Source organism: Paenarthrobacter sp. NPDC057355, assembly GCF_042667405.1.
Taxonomy (GTDB): Bacteria; Actinomycetota; Actinomycetes; order Actinomycetales; family Micrococcaceae; genus Arthrobacter.
Window position 1 is genome coordinate 19201 of the sequence record NZ_JBHVAL010000021.1, and the last position, 19635, is coordinate 38835.

Below are 19635 nucleotides of genomic sequence, written 5' to 3' on the forward strand. Positions count from 1 at the left end.
ATTGCGTTTGCAACGGCTTGCCGCCACAGTGCGCACTACCTTATATGCAGCCCCGTACGGCGGTAGTGTTGGGATCAAAGACCATTTTCAGGGGGATTCCTATGACAGATCAGCCAGCCAAGGGCAACGAGGACAAGCCGGCCGGCTACGAGCCGCCGCAGTACGTTCCGCCGGCCCAGTTCAGCGCGCCCGAGCAGAGCCAGCCGGGTGCTCCGGTTCCGCCTTCCTTCGAGCCGCCCACGCCGTCGTTCGATCAGGCAAATGCCACGCAGCCAATCCCGCCGTACGAGCAGAACGCCTACGGCCAGCAGAGCTCCTACGGACAGCCGCCCGCCCAGGACGCGTACACCCCGGGCGACTACAGCCAGCAGCCCGCCTCGCCCTACGGCCAGCCGCCCAGCCCGTACCAGCAGCAGGCTTTCGGCCAGCAGCCGTACGGCCAGCCGCAATCCCCCTACGGCCAGCCCGCCTACTACGCCATGCCCACCCAGCCCAAGGGCCTGAGCATTGCCAGCATGGTGTGTGGCATTTCCATTTACGTGGGCTTCGGGTTTGTCCTCCTCCCGCAGATCGCGGCCGTGATTTTGGGCCACCTCGCGTTGAAGCGCGAACCTGCGGGCAAGGGCATGGCGATCGCTGGTTTGGTGATGGGCTACCTCGGCATCGCACTGACGGTGCTTTTCGGCATTTTCATCATCATCGGCATCGGCGCAGCAAGCAGCAGCAGGTACGGCTACTAAAACGCACGACGGCGACCCTTGCGTCAGGTGGGAATCCCACCGAACGCGAGGGTCGCCGTTGTCGATTAACGCGGTCCCTAGCGGACGCCGCCCATCAGTTTCTTGATCGCCGGAGTAGCTGCAGCCAAGGCAACGGCCAGGACCACTGCAACGCCGCCGATGCCCAGGAAGTACGGGAGCTCGTCGGCTGGGTTGTAGAGTCCGGCCAGGATGCCGGCCAGGGTGGTGCCGAGTGAAACCGACAGGAAGAACAGTGCCACCATCTGCGTGTGGAAGGCCTGCGGCGCCAGCTTGGTGCTCACCGACAATCCGATGGGGGAGAGGCATAGTTCCGCGAGGGTGAACAGGAACAGGATCCCCACGAGTGCAAGCAGCGGGGTCTTGCCTTCACCAGCGAGCGGGATGAACGCCAGGAACGCCAGACCCATGATGAACAGGCCCATGGCGAACTTGAGGGGCGAGCTCGGCTGCCTGGAGCCCAGCTTGGTCCACAGGGCCGCCATGACACCGGCGAAAATGATGATGAACACCGGGTTGATGGACTGTACCCACGCGGCAGGCATTTCCCAGCCGAACAGGTTGCGGTCCAGCTTTTCCTGCGAGTACACGGCAATGAACGTGAACTGCTGCTGGAACAGTGCCCAGAACGCCGCCGACGCAATGTACAGCGGGATGAACGCGATGACGCGCTTGCGCTCCACGCCGGTCACCAAGGGGCTGCGGAAGATCAGGAACAGGTAGATCACCGAGGCGCCGATAGCCGCGTACGCCATGCTGCGCGCGAGGTTGTTGGCGTTGACGATGCCGGTGCCAAGCAGCACGCCGATGACGATCAGGATGCCCAGGAAAATGAGCCCGTAACGTGTCCGGTCCTTGCTCGGCAGCGGGTTGGGAACGCGGTGCGCTTCCTCGGGAAGCCGTTTGCGGCCCAGCGAGTAGATGACCAGGCCGATTGCCATGCCCACGGCCGCAGCGCCGAAGCCAACGTGGAAGCCGAAGCTGGTCTGCAGGAAACCGGTGACCAGAGGGCCGATGAGCCCGCCAATGTTGATGCCCATGTAGAAGATGGAGAAGCCGGCGTCGCGACGCTCATCTTTTTCGCCGTACAGGCTGCCGACCAAGGCTGTGGCGTTGGCTTTCAGGCCGCCGGAACCGACACCCACCAGCACCAGACCCGCAATCAGGCCCGGAATGCCCGGGAGCAGGGCCAGTGCGATGTGGCCGGCCATGATCATGATGGCCGAGCCGAAAAGCACCTTCTCGGAACCGAAGAGGCGGTCGGCGAGCCAGGCGCCAAGGATCGTGGACAGGTAAACGCCGCCACCGTACGCGCCCACCAAACCAGCGGCGAGGCCCTGGTCGATGGAGAGACCGCCTTGCTCGGCGGTGAAGTACATGTAGTAGAGCAGGATTCCCTGCATGCCGTAGAAGGAGAATCGCTCCCACATTTCCACGGAGAAGAGGCTGGCCAACATCTTTGGGTGGCCGAAGAATGACGTATCGCCCGCTGGCTTTGCGGACTCAGCCGTGGTTTGGGGTGTGCTCATTTTCTTAATGCTGGCACTGACTGCGGGCATTGTCACATCGATGAATGCCCCAGGCAACCACCATCCATATGTTAGACGCGCGTCATGGCGGCCTCCAGGGCGCGGGCAATTTGGAGAAGTCGCAGCTCAGAACCAACTGGCCCGATGAGCTGGATTCCCATAGGCAGGCCCGCTGCGGTGGTGTGGACCGGAATGCTGATGGCCGGCAACCCGCACACGTTCACCATGGAACTCCACGGCGCGTATTGGCATTGCCGCTTGTAGTCCTCATCCGCGTCGCCTGCCCACGCGCTCGGCCACGGATCGCCGCTGTGACATCCGCCCGTGAACCACCCGATGGGCCGGGGAGTCTGCGCCAGGGTAGGCATCAGGATCAAGTCCCACTGCGCGTACTGGGCGATGGTGTCGTGCTCGAAATGCCGCAGGAACCCCAAAGCTTCATCCACCTTCAGGGCGCTGCGCTGTTGTGCCCGGCGCCTGAACGTCCTGGTCAGCGGTGTCAGCAGAGGCTCGCGCTGGGGTGCTATCCGGGCACTTCCGACGCCGGCAGTCCAGGCCGCGGTGAACGCTTCGGGATAGCGGTTGTCATAGCGGATTTCCGCTTCGCCCACGATATGGCCGACCTCTTCCAGCAGCTTTACCCCCAGATTCAGGGCGTCCATCGCGTCCGGCCCGACCTCGAAGGGGTACACGCCGGCCCAGGGGCTGTCCAGGCTCACGCCGATCCTCAGGGATTCAGGCGCCCGCCCAACGTTGGCGAGGTATCCGCCGTCGGGCGCTTTATCCCGGGGGACCAGCGCGTCCATGAGCAGCGCCGCGTCCGACGCATTCCGGGCCAAGGGTCCGGCAACCACCAACTTGGCTGAATCTCCGGCGCTCACCCCGGCAGGTACCAAACCCCGCCCCGGCTTCAGCCCCACGAGCCCGCAGGCTCCCGCCGGGATCCGGATGGACCCGCCGCCGTCGGTCCCGGGCGCGAAGGGAACCAGTCCCGCAGCCACGGCTGCCGCGCTGCCTCCCGACGAGCCGCCGGAGCTTCGGCCCAAGGCGTGCGGATTGCGCGACGGCGGTGCAATGCGGTTTTCGCTGTAGGCCGTCAGCCCGAATTCCGGCACCTGGGTCTTACCCAGCGAGATCACGCCCTGCGCCTTCAAGGTAGATGCCAAGGGCCCGTCGTCGGGCGCCGGCTTGTGCTCCAGCGCGGCGCTGCCGTGGGTGGTCGGGACGCCGGCGACATCGGTGAGGTCCTTGAACGCTGTGGGCAGGCCGTGCAGCAGCGGCAGCTCCTCCAGTCGTCCCTCCCGGGCCAGCCGGGCATGGAGAGCGTCGGCGGTTCGGGCGTCCATGAGGGCCTGCTCCGCGGTAACGGTGATGAAGGCGCCGAGCTGCGGGTTTCGCGCCTCTATTGCTGAGACGAAATGCGTTGCGGCTTCCCTCGCAGAGAGTGCACCGCCGGCCAAGGCATCACGGAGCTGGACGGCGGTTTGCTTGGGAAGGTCCTGCATCGATGGATCAGCCAAGGAAACGGGACTCCAACCGTTCCTCCACAGCAACGGCGTCCACGCTCTCGCCGGCTCCTGCAGTCACGCGGAAAGCGGCCTTGTTCTTGACCTCGGAGACCACTTCCACAAGTTCCGTGCCCCGGTAAACCAGCCCCACGCCGTCGTCCGTGCAGTGTGTCTCGCCGAGAGTGCCGTTGGCCACCAGTTTGTGGATGGCGGGTGCGCGGCGGAGTTCGGAATCGTAGTGGACCCCGTTGCCGTAGGGGAGGAAACCCAGGGAATCCGTGACGGGGCGCAGCTCGGGGCCATAGGAATCGGTCACGCCGCCCTGGTACCAACAGATCGAGCCGGCGGAAACTCCGGCCAGCACGACGCCACCCTCCCACGCCTTGCGCAGGATCCGGTCCAGCCCGTGGGCACGCCACACAGCCAACAGGTTAACCACGGATCCGCCATTGACCCAGACCACGTCCTGCTCCAGGAGATGGGCTTCGGGATCCTCGATGTTCGGCATGGTGAAGAGGTTGAGGTGGCTGAAGTCGAACCCGGCAATGCGCGCGGCCTGGTCCATTTCCGCGGCCCACCACCGCTGATCGCCGGAGGCCGTGCCAATGTGCGTCACCTTGGGCGCGCGGCCGGTCACGCCTGAGAGTTCCACCGCGTAGTGCATCAGGTGGTTGAACTCGATCCTTGTCCTGGCGCCCGGCTTGTAACCGCCGGATGTAGCCAGAATCGTGGGTTGCCCAGCAGCCATGGGTGCTCCTAGTAGCCGGTCTCGGGGGTGTGCTTGAAACCCAGTCTTAACGCCAAGGCCACTGTGCGCAAGCGAAGACAGCAGCCCCGTGCCTGCGGCAGGTCCATGCGACTAGGCTGGATGCTGACTTCAATCGATGGGAAGGATCCACTATGAGTGACTTCGATACCGTGCCTGTGGGCGACATTCCGGCCGATGCCAGCATCCTGGACGTCCGTGAAGACTACGAGTGGGTGGCAGGCCACGCGGAAGGTGCGCGCCACATTCCCATGGACCAACTGCCCGCCCGCCTGGACGAACTGGATCCGGACGAGGACTTCTTCGTGATCTGCCGGACGGGTGGCCGGTCATTCCGTGCTGTCCAGTGGCTGGTGGGCCAGGGCTACTCGGCCGTGAACGTGGCCGGGGGCATGGACATGTGGTTTGAAGCGGGCAAGTCGATGGTTTCGGACAACGGCCTCAAGCCGGTAGTCCTCTAGTCTTCACGTATATAACCAGCAAGGAATACTCGATGCCAGCGACTTACACCTTCCTCGGACCTGAGGGCACCTTCACTGAGGCCGCACTCCTGCAGGTCCCTGGCGCAGCTGAAGCAACGCGTATTCCCTGCACCAACGTCAATACGGCGCTGGAACGCGTCCGCCTCGGCGTGGCAGATGCAGCTATGGTTCCCATCGAAAACTCCGTGGAGGGCGGCGTCACTGCCACCCTGGATGCGATCGCCACGGGACAGGAACTCCGGATCATCCGGGAGGCCCTGGTTCCCATCACCTTCGTGCTGGTGGCGAGGCCCGGCGTCGGGCTTTCCGACATCAAGCGCGTCTCGACGCACGGCCACGCCTGGGCCCAGTGCCGCTTGTGGGTGGACGCGAACCTGCCCGGCGTGGACTACGTGCCGGGTTCGTCGACGGCGGCGGCAGCCATGGGGCTCCTGGAGGATGACGCCCACTACGAGGCTGCCATCTGTGGCCCGTTGATCGCCGCCGACCAGCCCGGACTTAACGTGCTGGCTACGGACATCGGGGATAACCCGGACGCTGTGACACGGTTCATCCTGGTGAGCCGCCCGGGTGCGCTGCCGGAAAGAACCGGAGCGGACAAGACCACCGTTGTTGTTCCCCTCCCGGAAGACCACCCTGGTGCGCTCATGGAGATCCTGGACCAGTTCGCTTCCCGCGGCGTGAACCTCAGCCGCATTGAATCGAGGCCCACCGGGCAGTACCTGGGCCACTACTTCTTCAGCATCGACGCCGACGGCCACGCCTCGGATTCCCGCGTGGCTGACGCCTTGGCCGGCCTGCACCGGATCAGCCCCGCGACGCGCTTCCTGGGCTCCTATGCCCGTGCGGACAAGCAGGAGGCTGTGGTGGCTCCGCACACCTCGGACGCGGCGTTCGCCTCCGCGCATGCCTGGGTGGACGCGATCCTGAGGGGTTCCTAGCCCTCCTCCGCAGGGTGCGGCTGGCCTACTTTCCCCGTGATGGTTCTGTGCGTATGCTTGCCTGATCCATAAACGATGGATGAATGCATCAACGAAAGGAGCGGTCATGTCTGTCCACCGGGATGACAAAGACGGCCAGGGCATGATCGTCAATCCGAAGCCCTCAGGCGAGAACCAGGACGACTGGAATGGCGATGAGGCCGATCGTGCGGACCGGCTCCGCTTTGAAGAAGAACAAGCCATGATCAAGGAGCAGGCCGAGGCCCGCGCGGCCGCGAAGGCAGCCACCGAGGAAGCCGAAGAGAACGCGGCAGAGCCGGACGCCGGCTCGATCTAGGCGGTTGGTCCTAGGCGATCTGCGCCTTGGGTACCCGCACCAGCAGGGACCCTGGCTCCACCTGGACGGTGACCGTCGTCGCTTCACCTGACGGATCGCCGTCGAGCTGTGTGGCCATGGGTTCCTGGCTGCGGATGACCACCTTCCCTGAGCGGTAGAAGCTCATCATGGGCAGGTTCCTGTTGTGTTTGAACAGGATCTTCGCGTACATCGCGAGCCAGCCGAAGGCACTGCGGGGGCTCATGACCACAATGTCCAGCATCCCGTCGTCGATCATGGCCTGCGGGATGAAGTCGATGCCCCCGGGAATCAGGCCACAGTTGGCGAACAGGACGCTGCGGATCTTACGGGCCTGCTCCGGCTCGTCATCCAAGGTGATGGTGACGCGTTTCCGCCTCCCGGGCAGGTGCCGGACACCGGCCTCCGTGTAAGCCAGCCAGCCGACGCTCTTTTTGAGGTCTTCCTTGGTGTCGCCAACCACCTCGGCGTCCAGGCCCATGCCCGCGATGACCAGGAACGTGTGTTCTCCGGAGACTCCCGTGATGTCGTTTTCGATCCCCATGGTGGCGGTGTCGATGTAGCGCTGATGGCCGAACAACGCCGTCTGGATGCATTCGGCGAGGTTCGTAACGTCCAGGTCCACGTTGCGGGCCAGGAGGTTCCCTGTTCCCAACGGGACCAATCCCATGGCCACGTTCTTGTGCGCCAGCGACTCAGCCACCACGCGCACTGTACCGTCGCCGCCGCAGGCAAGAACGACGTCGGCCCCGTACGCCAGCGCTTGGCGCGACTGGCCGTAACCGGGATCTTCCACCGTGGTTTCGTAGAATTTAGGGGCGTCCCAGCCCGCCAGATCGCAGGCATCGATGATGGCTTGGCGCGCCACAGCCGCGTTGTTCTTGACGGGATTGAGGATCACCGCGACCTTCTGGTCTCCCGGCCCGGGCTTGTGGGCATCCTCCCGTACTGCGCTCCTGATGTGCCTGGCTTTCAACCGGCGCACGCCCCACCAGCTCGAGACGGCAAAAGCCACGCCCCCAGCGAGAATCACGTACAGGATCCAGTCGTTCATTGTGCTTCAACACTATTCGATACTCTTGTGTGGTGATCGACGTAAAAGACCTCAGCGAAAATCCGGACAAGTTCCGTGCCAGCCAGCGCGCCCGCGGTGCCGACGAGTCCGTTGTGGACGCGATCATCTCCGCTGACGCCGATCGCCGTGCTGCGCTGGTCCGCCACGAGACCCTCCGCGCCGAGCAGAACGCGTTCGGCAAAAAGGTGGCCCAGGCCAAGGGTGAGGAAAAGCAGGCCCTGCTGGCTGAGGTCAAGGAGCTCGCAAACGCGGTGAAGGCTGCGTCCGCGGAAGCCGCCGCTGCCCAGGCAAAGCAGGATGAGCTGCTGCGTGTCATTCCCAACCTTGTTGTGGACGGCGTCCCCGAGGGTGGCGAGGACGACTACGTGGTGGTCAAGACCGTTGGAACTCCGCGCGAGTTCACGGATTTTGAGCCCAAGGACCATCTGGAAATCGGCGAGCTGATCGGTGCCATCGACATGGAGCGCGGCGCGAAGGTCTCCGGCTCACGGTTCTACTTCCTCCGCGGCGTCGGTGCCCGCTTGGAAATGGCGTTGCTGCAGATGGCCATGGACCAGGCGATCGAAGCCGGGTTCGTGCCCATGATCACCCCCACTTTGGTGCGCCCCGAGACCATGCAGGGAACCGGTTTCGATGTAAAGCACGACGCCGAGATCTACCGTCTCGCTGAAGACGACCTTTACCTTGTGGGAACCTCGGAGGTGGCCCTGGCCGGGTACCACGCCGACGAGATCCTGGATCTTTCCGCAGGCCCCATCCGGTACGCCGGCCAGAGTTCCTGCTACCGCCGCGAGGCCGGTTCGCACGGCAAGGACACCCGCGGCATTATCCGCGTGCACCAGTTCAACAAGGTGGAGATGTTCATCTACACCACGGTTGAAGAGGCTGCTGCCGAGCACGAGCGCCTGCTTGCCTGGGAAGAGGAGATGCTGGCCAAGTGCGAGCTTCCGTACCGCGTCATTGACACTGCTGCCGGCGATCTTGGCATGTCCGCGGCCCGTAAGTTCGACTGCGAAGCCTGGGTTCCCACGCAGAACGCCTACCGCGAGCTCACCTCAACGTCCAACTGCACCACCTTCCAGGCCCGCCGCCTGAACATCCGCGAACGCGTGATCAACGACGAAGGTGTAGCCAAGGGGACCCGGGCAGTGGCCACACTGAACGGCACCCTGGCCACCACCCGTTGGATCGTTGCCATCCTTGAGCACCACCAGAACCCGGATGGTTCCGTCAACGTTCCCAAGGCGCTGCAGAAGTACCTTGGCGGCCTTGAGGTCCTGCCGGTTCTCTAGTTTCCCTCTATGGGCGGATCCCGCTCTTGTTCGTGGTTCACGGGCAAGGGCGGGATTTTTCGTTGTTCAGGCGGGTTTGCGGGCCACGACAATCAGTTCGCCCTGCCCATGGCCCACGGCCTCCCCGGACCAGCCTCCAAAAATGCCTTCAACCGTGAAGCCCGCCGCGATGAGGTCATGGCGCAGTTGGTCCTCGGTTCGGAAGGCCAGCACGGAGGTCTCCGTCTCCACTGGGCCTCCTTGGAGGGATCTGTGCTCAGTCAAAGCAATCAGACCATCCGCGTCAGGCTCAGGGGAGCTCTCCATCCAGGTTTCCACCGCGGTGCCGTCGGGAAGGATGTGCCGGCTCTGCGTCTCCGTCGGGGTCCAGCGCTGCCAAGCCCGGGCTGCGGGGTCGCGGGAATCGAAGGCCAAACGGCCGCCGGGTGCCAGCGCCCGGTGTACGTCGGCAAGCGTGCGGGACCATTCGCCGTCGTCGTAAATCGCTTGGGCGACGTGCGCCGTCATGATGGCGACGTCGAAAACTGTATTTTCAGGGATCCGTGACGATGTGCCCTCGACCCATGTGACACCTTCCGCGCCGGTTTTCCCGCGGGCGGCCCCCAACGAGCCAGGATTGGGGTCGATGCCCACCACGGTGTGTCCGCGGGCGGCTACCGCCAGGCTGATCCTGCCCGTCCCACAACCGAGGTCCAGAACACGCCGGTTTGCTAGTTCGTTCACGAAGGCGAGGAAGAAATCATCGTCCTCTGCCCATTGATTTTCCAGGTCGTAAAGTGCGGCGAGTTGGGCGGGGCTCAGTCCTGGACGCATCCGCCCACCCTACCGTTGTCCAAGCGAGCACGAACGATAAATTGGGCATAAAAATGGAAGGGAATTATCCCTTCCATATTCAATGTATAACCCACCCGGGGGCTTGCGGCAAGGCCCCCCTGGTGCCGAACAATTGATCCTCGAACCCCATAACCAACGCAAAAGGGAGTCGTGGGATGCCTGAAAACAACCGCTTGGGAACCAGTGTTTTTGATTTGCCGGAGCACCTGGAACGCAAAGCCGATTCGCAGCTGATCGACGCCGATGAGCGACAGTTCGATGCCGTCGCAGCCAGTCTCGAGGCAGCCATCGCTGAGCTGTCCACCCGGCTGGAGGCCACCCGCAAATTGCCCGGCGGCAGGGGACAGGCCGCCTTGGACCGTGATCAGGAGATCCACAGGCTGACATCGCGGTTGAGGGCACTGCGCCGTTTCGGGGTGGATATGTGCCTGGGCCGCATGGTTGCTGAGGAGAACCCTGGGCCGGTGTACGTGGGCAGGTTGGGCCTCACGGATAGTCAGGGGAAGAGGCTCCTGATCGATTGGCGGTCACCGGCGGCCGAGCCCTTCTTCGGGGCAACACATGCCAATCCCATGGGATTGGTGAGCCGGCGCAGGTATCGCTGGACCCGCGGACGCGTGACGGACTACTGGGACGAAGTCTTTACCGCCGAAGGTATGGAGGGAAATGCCACGCTGGATGACCAGTCCGCGTTTATCGCCAGCCTGGGCAGCAGCCGCTCTCCACGTATGCGGGATGTCCTGGGAACCATCCAGGCCGATCAGGACAGGATCATTCGCGCCGGCTCGCGTGGGGCATTGGTGGTCGACGGCGGTCCCGGTACAGGTAAGACTGTGGTCGCCTTGCACCGCACGGCTTATCTTCTGTATTCGGATCCCCGGCTCAGCCACCGCAACAACCACAGGCGAAGCGACGTGCTGTTCGTTGGCCCGCACCAGCCCTATTTGGCGTATGTGGCCGATGTCCTTCCAAGCCTTGGCGAGGAAGGTGTTCAGACGTGTACTCTGCGGGACCTCGTCCCGGAAGGTGCCGCGGCCGCCGTCGAACGTGATGCTGAGGTGACCCGTCTCAAATCCTCGGTCGAGATGGTCAAAGCGGTGGAACGCGCCGTGAGGTTCTACGAAGAGCCGCCAACGGAGGGCATGGAGGTGGAGACGCCCTACGCCGACATCTGGCTGGGCAGCGACGATTGGGCGGAGGCCTTCGACGCCGCCGAGCCGGGAACGCCGCACAATGAAGCCCGGGACGATGTCTGGGATGCGTTGCTTGAAATCCTGGCCGACAAGCTGGGCGAGCACTATGTTCCGGAGACCATGCGGCGCAGGGCGTTGAGCCAGAGTGCGGAGCTGCAGTCGGCCTTCAACAAGGCGTGGCCGCTGCTCGACTATGCGGCGCTGGTAGCCGACTTGTGGCGTGTGCCGGCCTACCTGCGGCTGTGCGCTCCACACCTGAAGCCGACGGAAAGGCACCTGCTTCGTCGCGAAAATCCGGAGGCGTGGACCACGGACGACCTTCCCTTGCTGGATGCTGCACGGCTCCGGCTCGGCGATCCGGAGGCATCCAAGCGCAGGCGCAGGCAGGCGGCAGTCCTTTCGGCGGAGCGTGAACTCATGGACCGGGTGGTGGATGACCTCATCGCAGCTGATGACTCCGAGAACCTGGAAATGTACATGCTGCGCGGCGACGACATGAGGGAGAAGCTGACCGGCCAGGACGCCGTCGAATTACCGGATCCGGACGTTCTGGCCGGACCCTTCGCGCACGTTGTGGTGGACGAGGCCCAGGAACTGACGGACGCGCAGTGGCGGATGCTCCTGCTCCGGTGCCCGTCACGGAGTTTCACGGTGGTGGGGGACCGGGCGCAGGCCCGGCACGGTTTCACGGAATCGTGGGAAGAACGCCTCCGGCGCGTGGGCATGGACAACGTGTCGGTGGCGGGCCTCAGCATCAACTACCGCACGCCGGAAGAGGTGATGCTGGAGGCTGAGCCGGTGATCAGGGCCGCCCTCCCGGACGCCAATGTGCCCACGTCGGTCCGGAGCAGCGGGATTCCGGTGCTCCACGGTGCGGAGCGGGAGCTGGAAGCGATCCTGGAGAAGTGGGTGGATGGGCACAGCGAGGGGACGGCGTGCGTCATCAGCCAGCCGGCCCTGGAAGTGGGATCGGAGTGGGACCGGGTCAGTTGGCTCACCCCGGAGCTGGCAAAGGGCCTTGAATTCGATCTTGTGGTCCTTGTTGACCCTGACGATTTCGGCGCAGGGATCGAGGGCGCCGTGGACCGCTATGTCGCGATGACGCGCGCAACGCAGCAGCTCGCCATTCTCACGAGCGGGGCCTGAGGGCACTATTCATGCGCCGTTAATCCTCCGCTGTGGCGCCGGTCCTAGTTCAGCGTCGGGGGTGTCTGGTCTACTGGAAACATGACTATTTTGACTGATACTCCAGTTGCTGGCATCGAGGACCAGCCCAATAAGAACAACAAGCTCATGATTGCCTTGGACGTCGATGGCACGTTGGTTGACCACGATGGCCACATGACCCCCGAGGTCCGCTCAGCCGCCCAGGCAGTGGTGGCCAAGGGACACGACGTCATGATCGCCACCGGACGTTCCCTTAACGCAACCTTGCCCATCATCGAAAAAATCGGCATGGAACGGGGGTACGCCGTGTGCTGCAACGGCGGCGTCACCCTCCGCCTGGACCCCGCCCTGGAGAAAGGGTACGAGATCATCCATAAGGCCACGTTCGATCCCGCTCCCGCGTTGAAGGCGCTCCGGGAACGGCTGCCCAACGCCAAGTACGCCCTGGAGGATGAGGACGGCAACTTCCTTTCCACGGAGCGCTTCCAGGATGCGAGCTTCGGCGTGGAATCCATCGGCGTCGATTTCCAGACCATGCTGGATTCCGTGGCGGTCCGCGTGGTGGTCTTCAGCAGCGAGAACACGTCGGATGAGTTCAACGAGGCCATCAGCCACATCGGGCTCTCCGGGGTGACCTACTCAGTGGGCTGGACGGCGTGGCTGGATATCGCTGCGGAGGGCGTCACCAAGGCCAGCGCCTTGGAGGCCCTCCGTCGGAAGCTCGGCACGGACCGGGCCAACACGGTGGCCGTGGGCGACGGGCGCAATGACATCGAGATGCTCACGTGGGCCGGCCGCGGCATCGCCATGGGCCAGGCACCCGATGAGGTGCTCGCCATTGCGGACGAAGTCACCGCGTCAGTGCTCGACGACGGCGCCGCCTTGGTGTTGCGCGGCCTGCTGTAGGTGCGGGTCGGCTGGAGGTAGTCCGGGACGGCGGCCTGGGCGTCGCTGACATTGCTAAGTTTTTCTCGGTGGGTTGTAGATGCCTGGGGGAAGGTCTAGAGGTTCGCGGTTGCGGAGTATTTCAGGGATCACGGACGCGACGGCGAGGGGTGCCATTTGGCCGTCAGTGTAGGTTGCGGAGTATTCGGCCGGGATCCACGGTAGGTTTTCGGGACCGAGAACGTCCGTGAGGGCATCGCGGTCCAGTGGCTCGTCGCTGAAGGCACGGAACAGCCCCCCGTTGTGCTCTTCGGCGCCTGGACCAAGGAAGTGACCAATGTCGGGTGCGAGCCGGGGCCCGGCCCATACCCACCAGAGCGGGTAGGGCTGGAAACCCACCCACTGTGGGGGGCGCATGTTGAAGATGGGCACGCGGCGCGTGTCTTGGTAGCGTTCAACTTCGGCCGAAGCATAAACCGCGCCAAGTTCGGTTGCCACGGCAAGGAAGAACCGGCGAAGTGCGCTCCTGAGCGTACTATCGGCGAGAGCATGACCGTCCACGACCAGGGTGATTCGGGTGAACGGGTTACCCGCGGAGAGCTGCGGGGCCGCGATCTTTCCGTAGGTGACCGGTGGCGGGTTCTTGTAATAGATGTCCCAGCCATTGGAATCGTCGTTGTAAAACTCATCGATGAAACCTTCTTCGCCGCTGGAATCGAACCGGAACTGAAGGGGTTCGTACTTGCCGAAACGCACCGGGACTGCCTCGGGAAGTACCTCCCTGGCGATCCGCAGATAGCCCTGCAGGAAGTCTGTCGGGAGGTCCTCGTCGAGGATCAGCCAACTGATCCAAACGTCTCGTCGCTCCGGCTTCGGCTCCGTTCTTGCTGGTGCTTTTACTGTCCGAGGTTGGGGCCACACTTCCGAGGTTTGCTCGTCGAGGACTACGCCGTGGCAGGCTTTGGCCAGTTTCCGGGCGAAACGGACACCGTGCGGGATCTCAGACTCCTGGGTGCCTTCGACCAGGACCTGGAACATTGTCGTGGCCTCAGGTAGGACCGCGGTGACCTCCTCCGGGACGTCCTCAGCCTCGACAGAGAACGGCCCGTCAACGGTGAAGCTGTACCCCCGCTTCACACCGCGAAGCGCCACCACGCCGTCGTCCTTCGAAACGCTGGGATCGGCGTGCAACCCGCGGGTGTTGCCCACCAGCAACTGCACCTGATCAATGGCAGGAGAGCCCGCGCAGTAGACCGTCAGATCGTAGGACATAGGCGACTCACTCTTTGGAAAGCCGGAGCGGTCCCCAGGTCTGCGGTCAAGCTCGCCGAACTCAATGAATCCTCGGGGGGTTGTATATGCCCGGGGGAAGGTCTACTGGTTCGCGGTTGCGGAGTATCTCAGGGATGACGGTCGCGACTGCGAGCGGGCCTACTTCGATGTAGCTGTCTGAATAGATTCCGGAATATTCGACGGGGATCCAGGGAAGGTTTTCGGGTCCGAGCTTCTCCGACAGTTGATGTCGCCCGAGGGGCTCGTCGCTGTAAGTCCGAAACCGACCCCCGGCGTATTCTGTCGCTTCACGGCCAAGGAACGGCCCGATTTCGGGAAGGAGTCGAGGGCCGGTCCAGACCCACCACAGTGGGTAAGGCGGAAAACCAACCCATTGTGGTGGTGGCATATTTAAGTAGGGGACGCGGGGTATCTCCCGGCCCATCACCACTTCACCGGAGGCATAGACGGCTCCAAGTTCACTTGCAACGGTAACGAAGAAGCGTCGAAGGGAAGCCCTCAGCTCATCATTGCTTAGTGCCCTGCTGTCCGCACACAGGGAGATTCGGGTGAAGGGGTTGCCCCAAGCAAGCTCGGGGCCCGTGACTGATACGTACGTCACAGGGGAGGGGTTTTTGTAACGGATCTCCCATTTGTTGGCTTCGCTGTCGTAGTACTCGTTGATAAACCCTTCTGGGCGAGCAGGGTCAAATGCCTGGTAAGGCTCATAATTGCCGAACATCACTGGAACGGCTTCCGGAAGGAGCTCTTCGGCTATCCGGAGGTAACGCTCGAGGAAGTCAGTGGGAAGGTCATCTTCAAGAAGATACCAATTCAACCAGACGTCGTTTACTCCTATTGTTTTTTTCGCCTCCACCGCCTGGACCTTTGCCACTTCGGGTTGGGGCCAGATCTCGGTGGTTTGTTCGTCGATGACTGCGCCGTGGCAGGCTTTGGCCAGCTTCCGCGCAAAGCGGACACCATGCGGAATCTCGGCTTCCTGGGTTCCCTCAACCAGGACCTGGAACACCGTGGCCGCATCGGGTAGGACCGCGGTGATCTCCTCCGGGAGGTCCTCGGACTCGACGGAGAACGGCCCGTCGACGGTGAAGCTGTAGCCCCGCTTCATACCGCGCAGGACGACCACGCCGTCGTCCTTCGAAACGCTAGGATCGGCGTGCAAACCGCGGGTGTTGCCCACCAGCAACCGCACCTGATCGACCGTAGGGGATCCCGGACAGTAGACCGTGAGATCGTAGGACATTGATTCTTCTCTTCCTTCGTTTGGGACGCTGCATTGGAGGGCCCGGCAGTTACTTCAAAGTGCGGGGGAGGTCTTCGAACCTAATAAGTCCATCGCGTAGGAGGTCTTTGAGTTCTTGGCTGATTATGTCATCTGGTCCGAGCCTGCCCGTGCCTATGGTGTCGGCCCGAACGTAGACGATCAGCTGACCTTTAGGCTTAGCGGCGTCTGTGTGAGAAGCGTCAATTACGGCGGAACCCTTTTCGGGGTTCCGCCGTAATTCGTTTCCTTGAACCGAGTTTCCCCACCGCTGCCTAGACTGGGGCTGTGTTCTACCAAGAGTGCCCCGCGCCGCCGGGTCTGCAGCCATTCGTCACCCAACTCTGGTTCGTGCGCGCGGAGCCGCAGGCCCGGTACGAGAAAATCCTTCCGGGCCCTGAAGCACACCTGATTCTGAACCTTTCGGACCCGTACCGGCTCATCAGTCCGGCCGGGCACGCACAGGAACCGCGGGCAACCGAAGTTTCCACGGGTTTCTACGCTGGCCTGCAGCGCAGTTACCTCATCAGCGAGAACCCGGAACAACTCTTCAACGTTGGTGCCCGCCTGACTCCCTACGGCCTTGCAGCGTTCACCAGCCAGCCGCCGTCGGACTTTCAGAACCGTGTGGTGGACGCCGAAAGTATCCTTCCGGGTTTTACGGAACTGCGCTCGCGGCTCACGGATGCCGGACCGGGTCAGGCTTTCGAGGCTTTGACGGATTTCCTGCAGCAGAGGCTCAGGCCTGGTTACCAGGCGGACTCCCGGACCACAAGGGCAGTTGCGGCGCTTGCCCGGGAAGACGTTGAAATCAAGGTGCTTGCGGACGAACTGGGTATCAGTACGTCGACGCTCGAACGGGTCATGATGCGGGACTGCGGGACCACTGCCAAGACATACTCGGACGTGTGCCGCTTCAACAGGATCGTGATCCAGGCAGCCGCGCTGCCCAAAGGTTCGGTGCCGGGCCGGGCGCTCCTGGAGCTGGCCGACTACTACGACCAACCACACCTGATCCGCGCTTTTCGCCGGTTCAGCGGCTTCACTCCCACTGAGTATCTCCGTGTACTGCAAAATTATGGGGCGGAATATGCCACTTTCGTCCCATTGGAGGAAGTAACCATTTAGCCTGCGGCTTTTTTACAAGACCGCCGTCCTGCCCCGGGGTACTGTCCACTCAGGAACTTGGAGAGGACAGAATGGACATTCAGATTAGTTGGCTCGCAGTGCTTTTCGCTGCATTGGCAACGTTCGTGGTGGGTGGGCTGTGGTACTCGCTGCTCTTTGCCAAGCCCTGGCAGAGAGCCGCCGGAGTGAGCGATGAGCAGCTGAAGTCCGGCACGGCACGGGTGTTCGCAGGCTCGTTCATTCTGGCCGTGGTGATGGCAGTCTTCCTGGCAGCGTTTATCGGCTCAGGCGGACCCGCATTCGGGACCTTCGCAGGCCTTGCCGCGGGCGTGGGATGGGTGGCCACCGCGCTCGGGGTGAACTACCTGTTCGAACGCCGCAGCCTGGCTCTGTTCGCGATCAACGCGGGCTACAACGTGGTCACGTTCACGGCAATGGGCGCCATCATCGGCGCCATGCAAGGCTAAGCCCTACTTAAAGTACGTCTGAATGTGCCCGCCGCCGGCCGACTCAACGATTGCCTGCGCCACCGCCCGGAGCTTGACGTTCCGGTTGCTGGAGGCCTTCTTGATCAGCTCGATGGCTTCTTCCTGCGTGCACCGGTTCTGGGCAATGATGATTCCGGTTGCCACGTCTATGACTGTGCGCGACTCCATGGCGGCCCGGAGGTTGGCAGCCGTCTGCATATGTTCCGCGATGCGCACGGCAAGGCGAAGACCCTTGGAGGACTGCTCCACATAATCGTTGGCGCGTTGGACTGCTGCTTGGTCGAACGCGTTCGGGTGTTCTGAGTAGAGGTTGAGTCCGGCGGTTGCCGCGGAGTCTCTCAGGGGGAAAGGGACGGCCAGCACGGACCGTATTCCGTGCTTGGTGACCAGTTCGTTGTACTCCGGCCAAGTGTTGTCTTTGGCGAAATCCGGAATGTGGACCTGCGTTATTTCGCGGCACGCACGAAGGCAAGGGCCGTCGTCGAAGTTGTACTGGAGTTCATCCAGCATCCGGGCGCGCTCGCCACTGCTGGCCACAGTGCCGGCGGAGCGGCGACGCATGAGGGTGATGCCGCAAAAAACCTCGTTGCCGGGCGTGCTGAACATGGCGGCGGAGTGCCTGGCCAGTTCCTCCAGGAACACCTCAACGTCGGGGGTGTCGAGCAACAAATCCTGGATGTCGGCCACCACTGTTGTCGGCCCGGCAGTATGCGGGTCTTCCATGAGGAACTCCGATCCATGGTTATGGCTTCTCTTCGAGACTAACTCCGAAGACCGTTGAAAGCTAATAGTAAGTGTGCTTCTCTTTTTAAGGAGTCTTGCCGTGGGCTCACCCTCACCAGCCGGTTAAGGATTGAAGCCCATGCGTCAAACCCGGTCCCTCGCCATCCACTCCGCGCCCCCGTGCGCGCCGGAGGGCAGCATCAGACAAAGTTTCCAGGACAGCCTTGTCCTGGACCACCTCAACCTGGCCAAGTCGATTGCGGCCAGATATTCCGCCCACACCCACGACCTCGACGACGTCAGGCAAGTCGCGTACATGGGCCTCATCAAAGCCTCCCGCGGCTATGACGAGTCTCGGGGTGTCAGCTTCCCGGCCTATGCCGCGCCAACCATCGCCGGGGAAGTCAAGCGCTATCTTCGTGATCATTGCTGGGTGGTCCGGCCGCCCAGGACCATCCAGGACGTTCGACGCCAGGTACTGGCCCGGACGGAGGAACTGACCCAAACGCTGCAACGGACGCCCTCGGCGGAAGAGGTAGCGGAGGATTTGAGCCTGGAACCAGGGCAAGTCCGCGAAGCACTCATGGCAGGCACCAGCAAGCGCCCCGATTCCCTGGACGCCCCGGCGGGGGAAGGCCGTGACGGTCTGCAAGGCTCCTTGTCCGCCTTCGGCTGCCCGACGGACCGGCTTGAAGATGTGCTGGCCCTGCGGAACGCCATCCGTGGGCTGAGCCCCGAGGACCGGCACCTGCTGTACCGGCGCTACTACCGGGAAGAGACGCAGTCCACCATCGCCGAAGCGCTGGGCGTTTCCCAGATGCAGGTATCGCGCAAGCTCTCCAAGATCCTGGTCTCCCTCCAGACACAATTGCTGGACGACGAAGCCCTTCAGCAGGACAGGGCGGTCCACTGAGTTAGCAGCCGAGCTGCTCTACGGCCTCAAGGACATCGTGGACGGTAACGGCCATCAGCGCCGGATCAGGCTCGGCTGAGAACACATCACCGCGGCGGAGTTCGACGGCGGTAAGCACCACGTGCGGTCCCGGCGGCGGTCCCCATTCTTCCGCGGGCGCAGGTCCGAACAGGACGACGGACGGGCGCTCATAAGCGGAGGCCAGATGTGCCGCGCCCGTGTCAGCTGAAATGACCAAGCGGGCATCTGCGATGGTTGCCGCGAATTCGGCGAGGCTTTGACGCCCGGCCAGCAGGCCGTCGTCGAGGTTTGCTCCCTTGAGTTTCGCGAGGGCGGCGGTCTCTTCTGCGCGGGCGCGCTCCGACGTGCCCCCGGTCAGCACCACCTGATGGCCGGCGGCCGCGAGCTGGACGGCAACGTCCGCGAACCGTTCCACGGGCCACAGCCTGCTGCCGTAGGCGGCACCCACATGGATCACGGTGGCTCCGGGACGCGGCGAAGGAACCTCCGGGCGGTTGAGGCGGTAGTCGAGGGGATCGGCGTCGATCCCGTGCCAATTGAGCAGCCGGGTCCACCGTTCACGTTCGGGGATGCCCGTGATCCACTCAGGACCGTCGAGGCCGTCGGATGCATGCGCGATCACCCGGTTTGCGCCCAATTCCTTGATCCGGAGCCGGCTCTCGGGCCCGTTCCCATGCAGGTTGACCGCGACGTCCACTGCGCCGTGGGGAACGGTCAGGGGGGCATCGAGCCCCGGCGTGGGCAGGTGGCCGATGCCGCCAACCAACTCAAGTGCCTCAGCGATCCATGCCGGACCGGCGTACACAATCCGGTGCTCCGGGAACGCCCTCCGCAAGCCGCGCAGTGCCGGAACAGCGACCAGGAGATCGCCGAGTTTCAGGGCGCGCAGGGCGAGCAACAGGGGTTGGTCCTGGTGGTCCTGCCTGTTCAATGCTGTGTCCATAGTGGCCTCCCGCTGAGAGTCTAGCGGCATGAAACTTCTCAAGGCGGCGTTGTTTAGCGTCCGGAGAACTGGGGAACGTT

At 63.3% G+C, this 19635-nt stretch carries 19 protein-coding genes; 10 read left to right on the forward strand and 9 right to left on the reverse strand.

Annotated elements, in window-relative coordinates:
- Nucleotides 1–101: 101 nt before the first annotated feature.
- The gene (locus tag ACFUOZ_RS18510) at nt 102–740 is read left to right on the forward strand and encodes a DUF4190 domain-containing protein (protein ID WP_377550781.1); all 639 of its coding nucleotides are present in this window, start codon (nt 102–104) and stop codon (nt 738–740) included.
- A 77-nt stretch (nt 741–817) separates the two neighbouring features.
- Here ACFUOZ_RS18510 and ACFUOZ_RS18515 read toward each other — a convergent pair whose 3' ends face one another.
- Genes ACFUOZ_RS18515 through ACFUOZ_RS18525 form a run of 3 tightly spaced genes read right to left on the reverse strand, consistent with a single transcriptional unit; the run spans nt 818 to nt 4543 of the window.
- Complete coding sequence (locus ACFUOZ_RS18515) at nt 818–2317, reverse strand: peptide MFS transporter (RefSeq protein ID WP_377550783.1); 1500 nt, start codon at nt 2315–2317, stop codon at nt 818–820.
- Nucleotides 2318–2358: 41 nt separating this feature from the next.
- A complete protein-coding gene (locus ACFUOZ_RS18520; protein ID WP_377550875.1) occupies nt 2359–3792 on the reverse strand; it encodes an amidase in 1434 nt (477 codons plus the stop codon).
- A gap of 7 nt (nt 3793–3799) precedes the next feature.
- Nucleotides 3800–4543: a Type 1 glutamine amidotransferase-like domain-containing protein gene (locus ACFUOZ_RS18525; RefSeq protein ID WP_377550785.1), complete on the reverse strand. Its 744-nt coding sequence runs from the start codon at nt 4541–4543 to the stop codon at nt 3800–3802.
- A 152-nt stretch (nt 4544–4695) separates the two neighbouring features.
- Here ACFUOZ_RS18525 and ACFUOZ_RS18530 point away from each other — a divergent pair, with 152 nt between their 5' ends.
- From ACFUOZ_RS18530 to ACFUOZ_RS18540, 3 genes are all read left to right on the forward strand, one after another.
- Nucleotides 4696–5022: a rhodanese-like domain-containing protein gene (locus ACFUOZ_RS18530; protein WP_377550787.1), complete on the forward strand. Its 327-nt coding sequence runs from the start codon at nt 4696–4698 to the stop codon at nt 5020–5022.
- Between the two features lie 32 nt (nt 5023–5054).
- Complete coding sequence (pheA, locus tag ACFUOZ_RS18535) at nt 5055–5984, forward strand: prephenate dehydratase (protein WP_377550789.1); 930 nt, start codon at nt 5055–5057, stop codon at nt 5982–5984.
- Nucleotides 5985–6090: 106 nt separating this feature from the next.
- A complete protein-coding gene (locus ACFUOZ_RS18540) occupies nt 6091–6321 on the forward strand; it encodes a hypothetical protein (RefSeq protein ID WP_377550791.1) in 231 nt (76 codons plus the stop codon).
- A 10-nt stretch (nt 6322–6331) separates the two neighbouring features.
- On the opposite strand, the gene ACFUOZ_RS18545 is transcribed toward ACFUOZ_RS18540, so the two are convergent.
- On the reverse strand, nt 6332–7393 hold the full coding sequence (locus ACFUOZ_RS18545) for a diacylglycerol/lipid kinase family protein (protein ID WP_377550793.1): 1062 nt from the start codon (nt 7391–7393) through the stop codon (nt 6332–6334).
- A gap of 32 nt (nt 7394–7425) precedes the next feature.
- Here ACFUOZ_RS18545 and serS point away from each other — a divergent pair, with 32 nt between their 5' ends.
- On the forward strand, nt 7426–8706 hold the full coding sequence (gene serS, locus ACFUOZ_RS18550; protein ID WP_377550795.1) for a serine--tRNA ligase: 1281 nt from the start codon (nt 7426–7428) through the stop codon (nt 8704–8706).
- A gap of 66 nt (nt 8707–8772) precedes the next feature.
- Here the strand turns inward: serS and ACFUOZ_RS18555 are convergent, their stop codons facing one another.
- A complete protein-coding gene (locus tag ACFUOZ_RS18555) occupies nt 8773–9519 on the reverse strand; it encodes a class I SAM-dependent methyltransferase (RefSeq protein WP_377550797.1) in 747 nt (248 codons plus the stop codon).
- Nucleotides 9520–9695: 176 nt separating this feature from the next.
- Here ACFUOZ_RS18555 and helR point away from each other — a divergent pair, with 176 nt between their 5' ends.
- The gene (helR, locus tag ACFUOZ_RS18560; protein ID WP_377550799.1) at nt 9696–11879 is read left to right on the forward strand and encodes an RNA polymerase recycling motor ATPase HelR; all 2184 of its coding nucleotides are present in this window, start codon (nt 9696–9698) and stop codon (nt 11877–11879) included.
- Between the two features lie 81 nt (nt 11880–11960).
- Entirely contained in the window at nt 11961–12806 is an 846-nt protein-coding gene (locus ACFUOZ_RS18565; protein WP_377550801.1) for an HAD family hydrolase, read from the forward strand.
- Between the two features lie 54 nt (nt 12807–12860).
- On the opposite strand, the gene ACFUOZ_RS18570 is transcribed toward ACFUOZ_RS18565, so the two are convergent.
- On the reverse strand, nt 12861–14057 hold the full coding sequence (locus ACFUOZ_RS18570; protein ID WP_377550803.1) for a hypothetical protein: 1197 nt from the start codon (nt 14055–14057) through the stop codon (nt 12861–12863).
- Nucleotides 14058–14118: 61 nt separating this feature from the next.
- Nucleotides 14119–15321 carry a hypothetical protein gene (locus tag ACFUOZ_RS18575; protein WP_377550805.1) on the reverse strand — a complete coding sequence of 401 codons (1203 nt, stop codon included), beginning with the start codon at nt 15319–15321 and terminating at the stop codon, nt 14119–14121.
- 306 nt (nt 15322–15627) lie between these two features.
- On the opposite strand from ACFUOZ_RS18575, the gene ACFUOZ_RS18580 reads away from it, so the two are divergent.
- Nucleotides 15628–16467: a DUF6597 domain-containing transcriptional factor gene (locus ACFUOZ_RS18580; protein ID WP_377550807.1), complete on the forward strand. Its 840-nt coding sequence runs from the start codon at nt 15628–15630 to the stop codon at nt 16465–16467.
- Nucleotides 16468–16538: 71 nt separating this feature from the next.
- Nucleotides 16539–16934, forward strand: coding sequence for a DUF1761 domain-containing protein (locus ACFUOZ_RS18585; RefSeq protein WP_144660040.1), 396 nt, complete (start codon nt 16539–16541; stop codon nt 16932–16934).
- Nucleotides 16935–16937: 3 nt separating this feature from the next.
- Here ACFUOZ_RS18585 and ACFUOZ_RS18590 read toward each other — a convergent pair whose 3' ends face one another.
- The gene (locus tag ACFUOZ_RS18590; protein WP_377550809.1) at nt 16938–17678 is read right to left on the reverse strand and encodes a GAF and ANTAR domain-containing protein; all 741 of its coding nucleotides are present in this window, start codon (nt 17676–17678) and stop codon (nt 16938–16940) included.
- A 139-nt stretch (nt 17679–17817) separates the two neighbouring features.
- Here ACFUOZ_RS18590 and ACFUOZ_RS18595 point away from each other — a divergent pair, with 139 nt between their 5' ends.
- Nucleotides 17818–18591: a sigma-70 family RNA polymerase sigma factor gene (locus tag ACFUOZ_RS18595; RefSeq protein ID WP_377550811.1), complete on the forward strand. Its 774-nt coding sequence runs from the start codon at nt 17818–17820 to the stop codon at nt 18589–18591.
- Nucleotide 18592: 1 nt separating this feature from the next.
- Here the strand turns inward: ACFUOZ_RS18595 and ACFUOZ_RS18600 are convergent, their stop codons facing one another.
- Entirely contained in the window at nt 18593–19555 is a 963-nt protein-coding gene (locus tag ACFUOZ_RS18600; protein ID WP_377550813.1) for a glycosyltransferase family 9 protein, read from the reverse strand.
- Between the last annotated feature and the right edge of the window lie 80 nt (nt 19556–19635).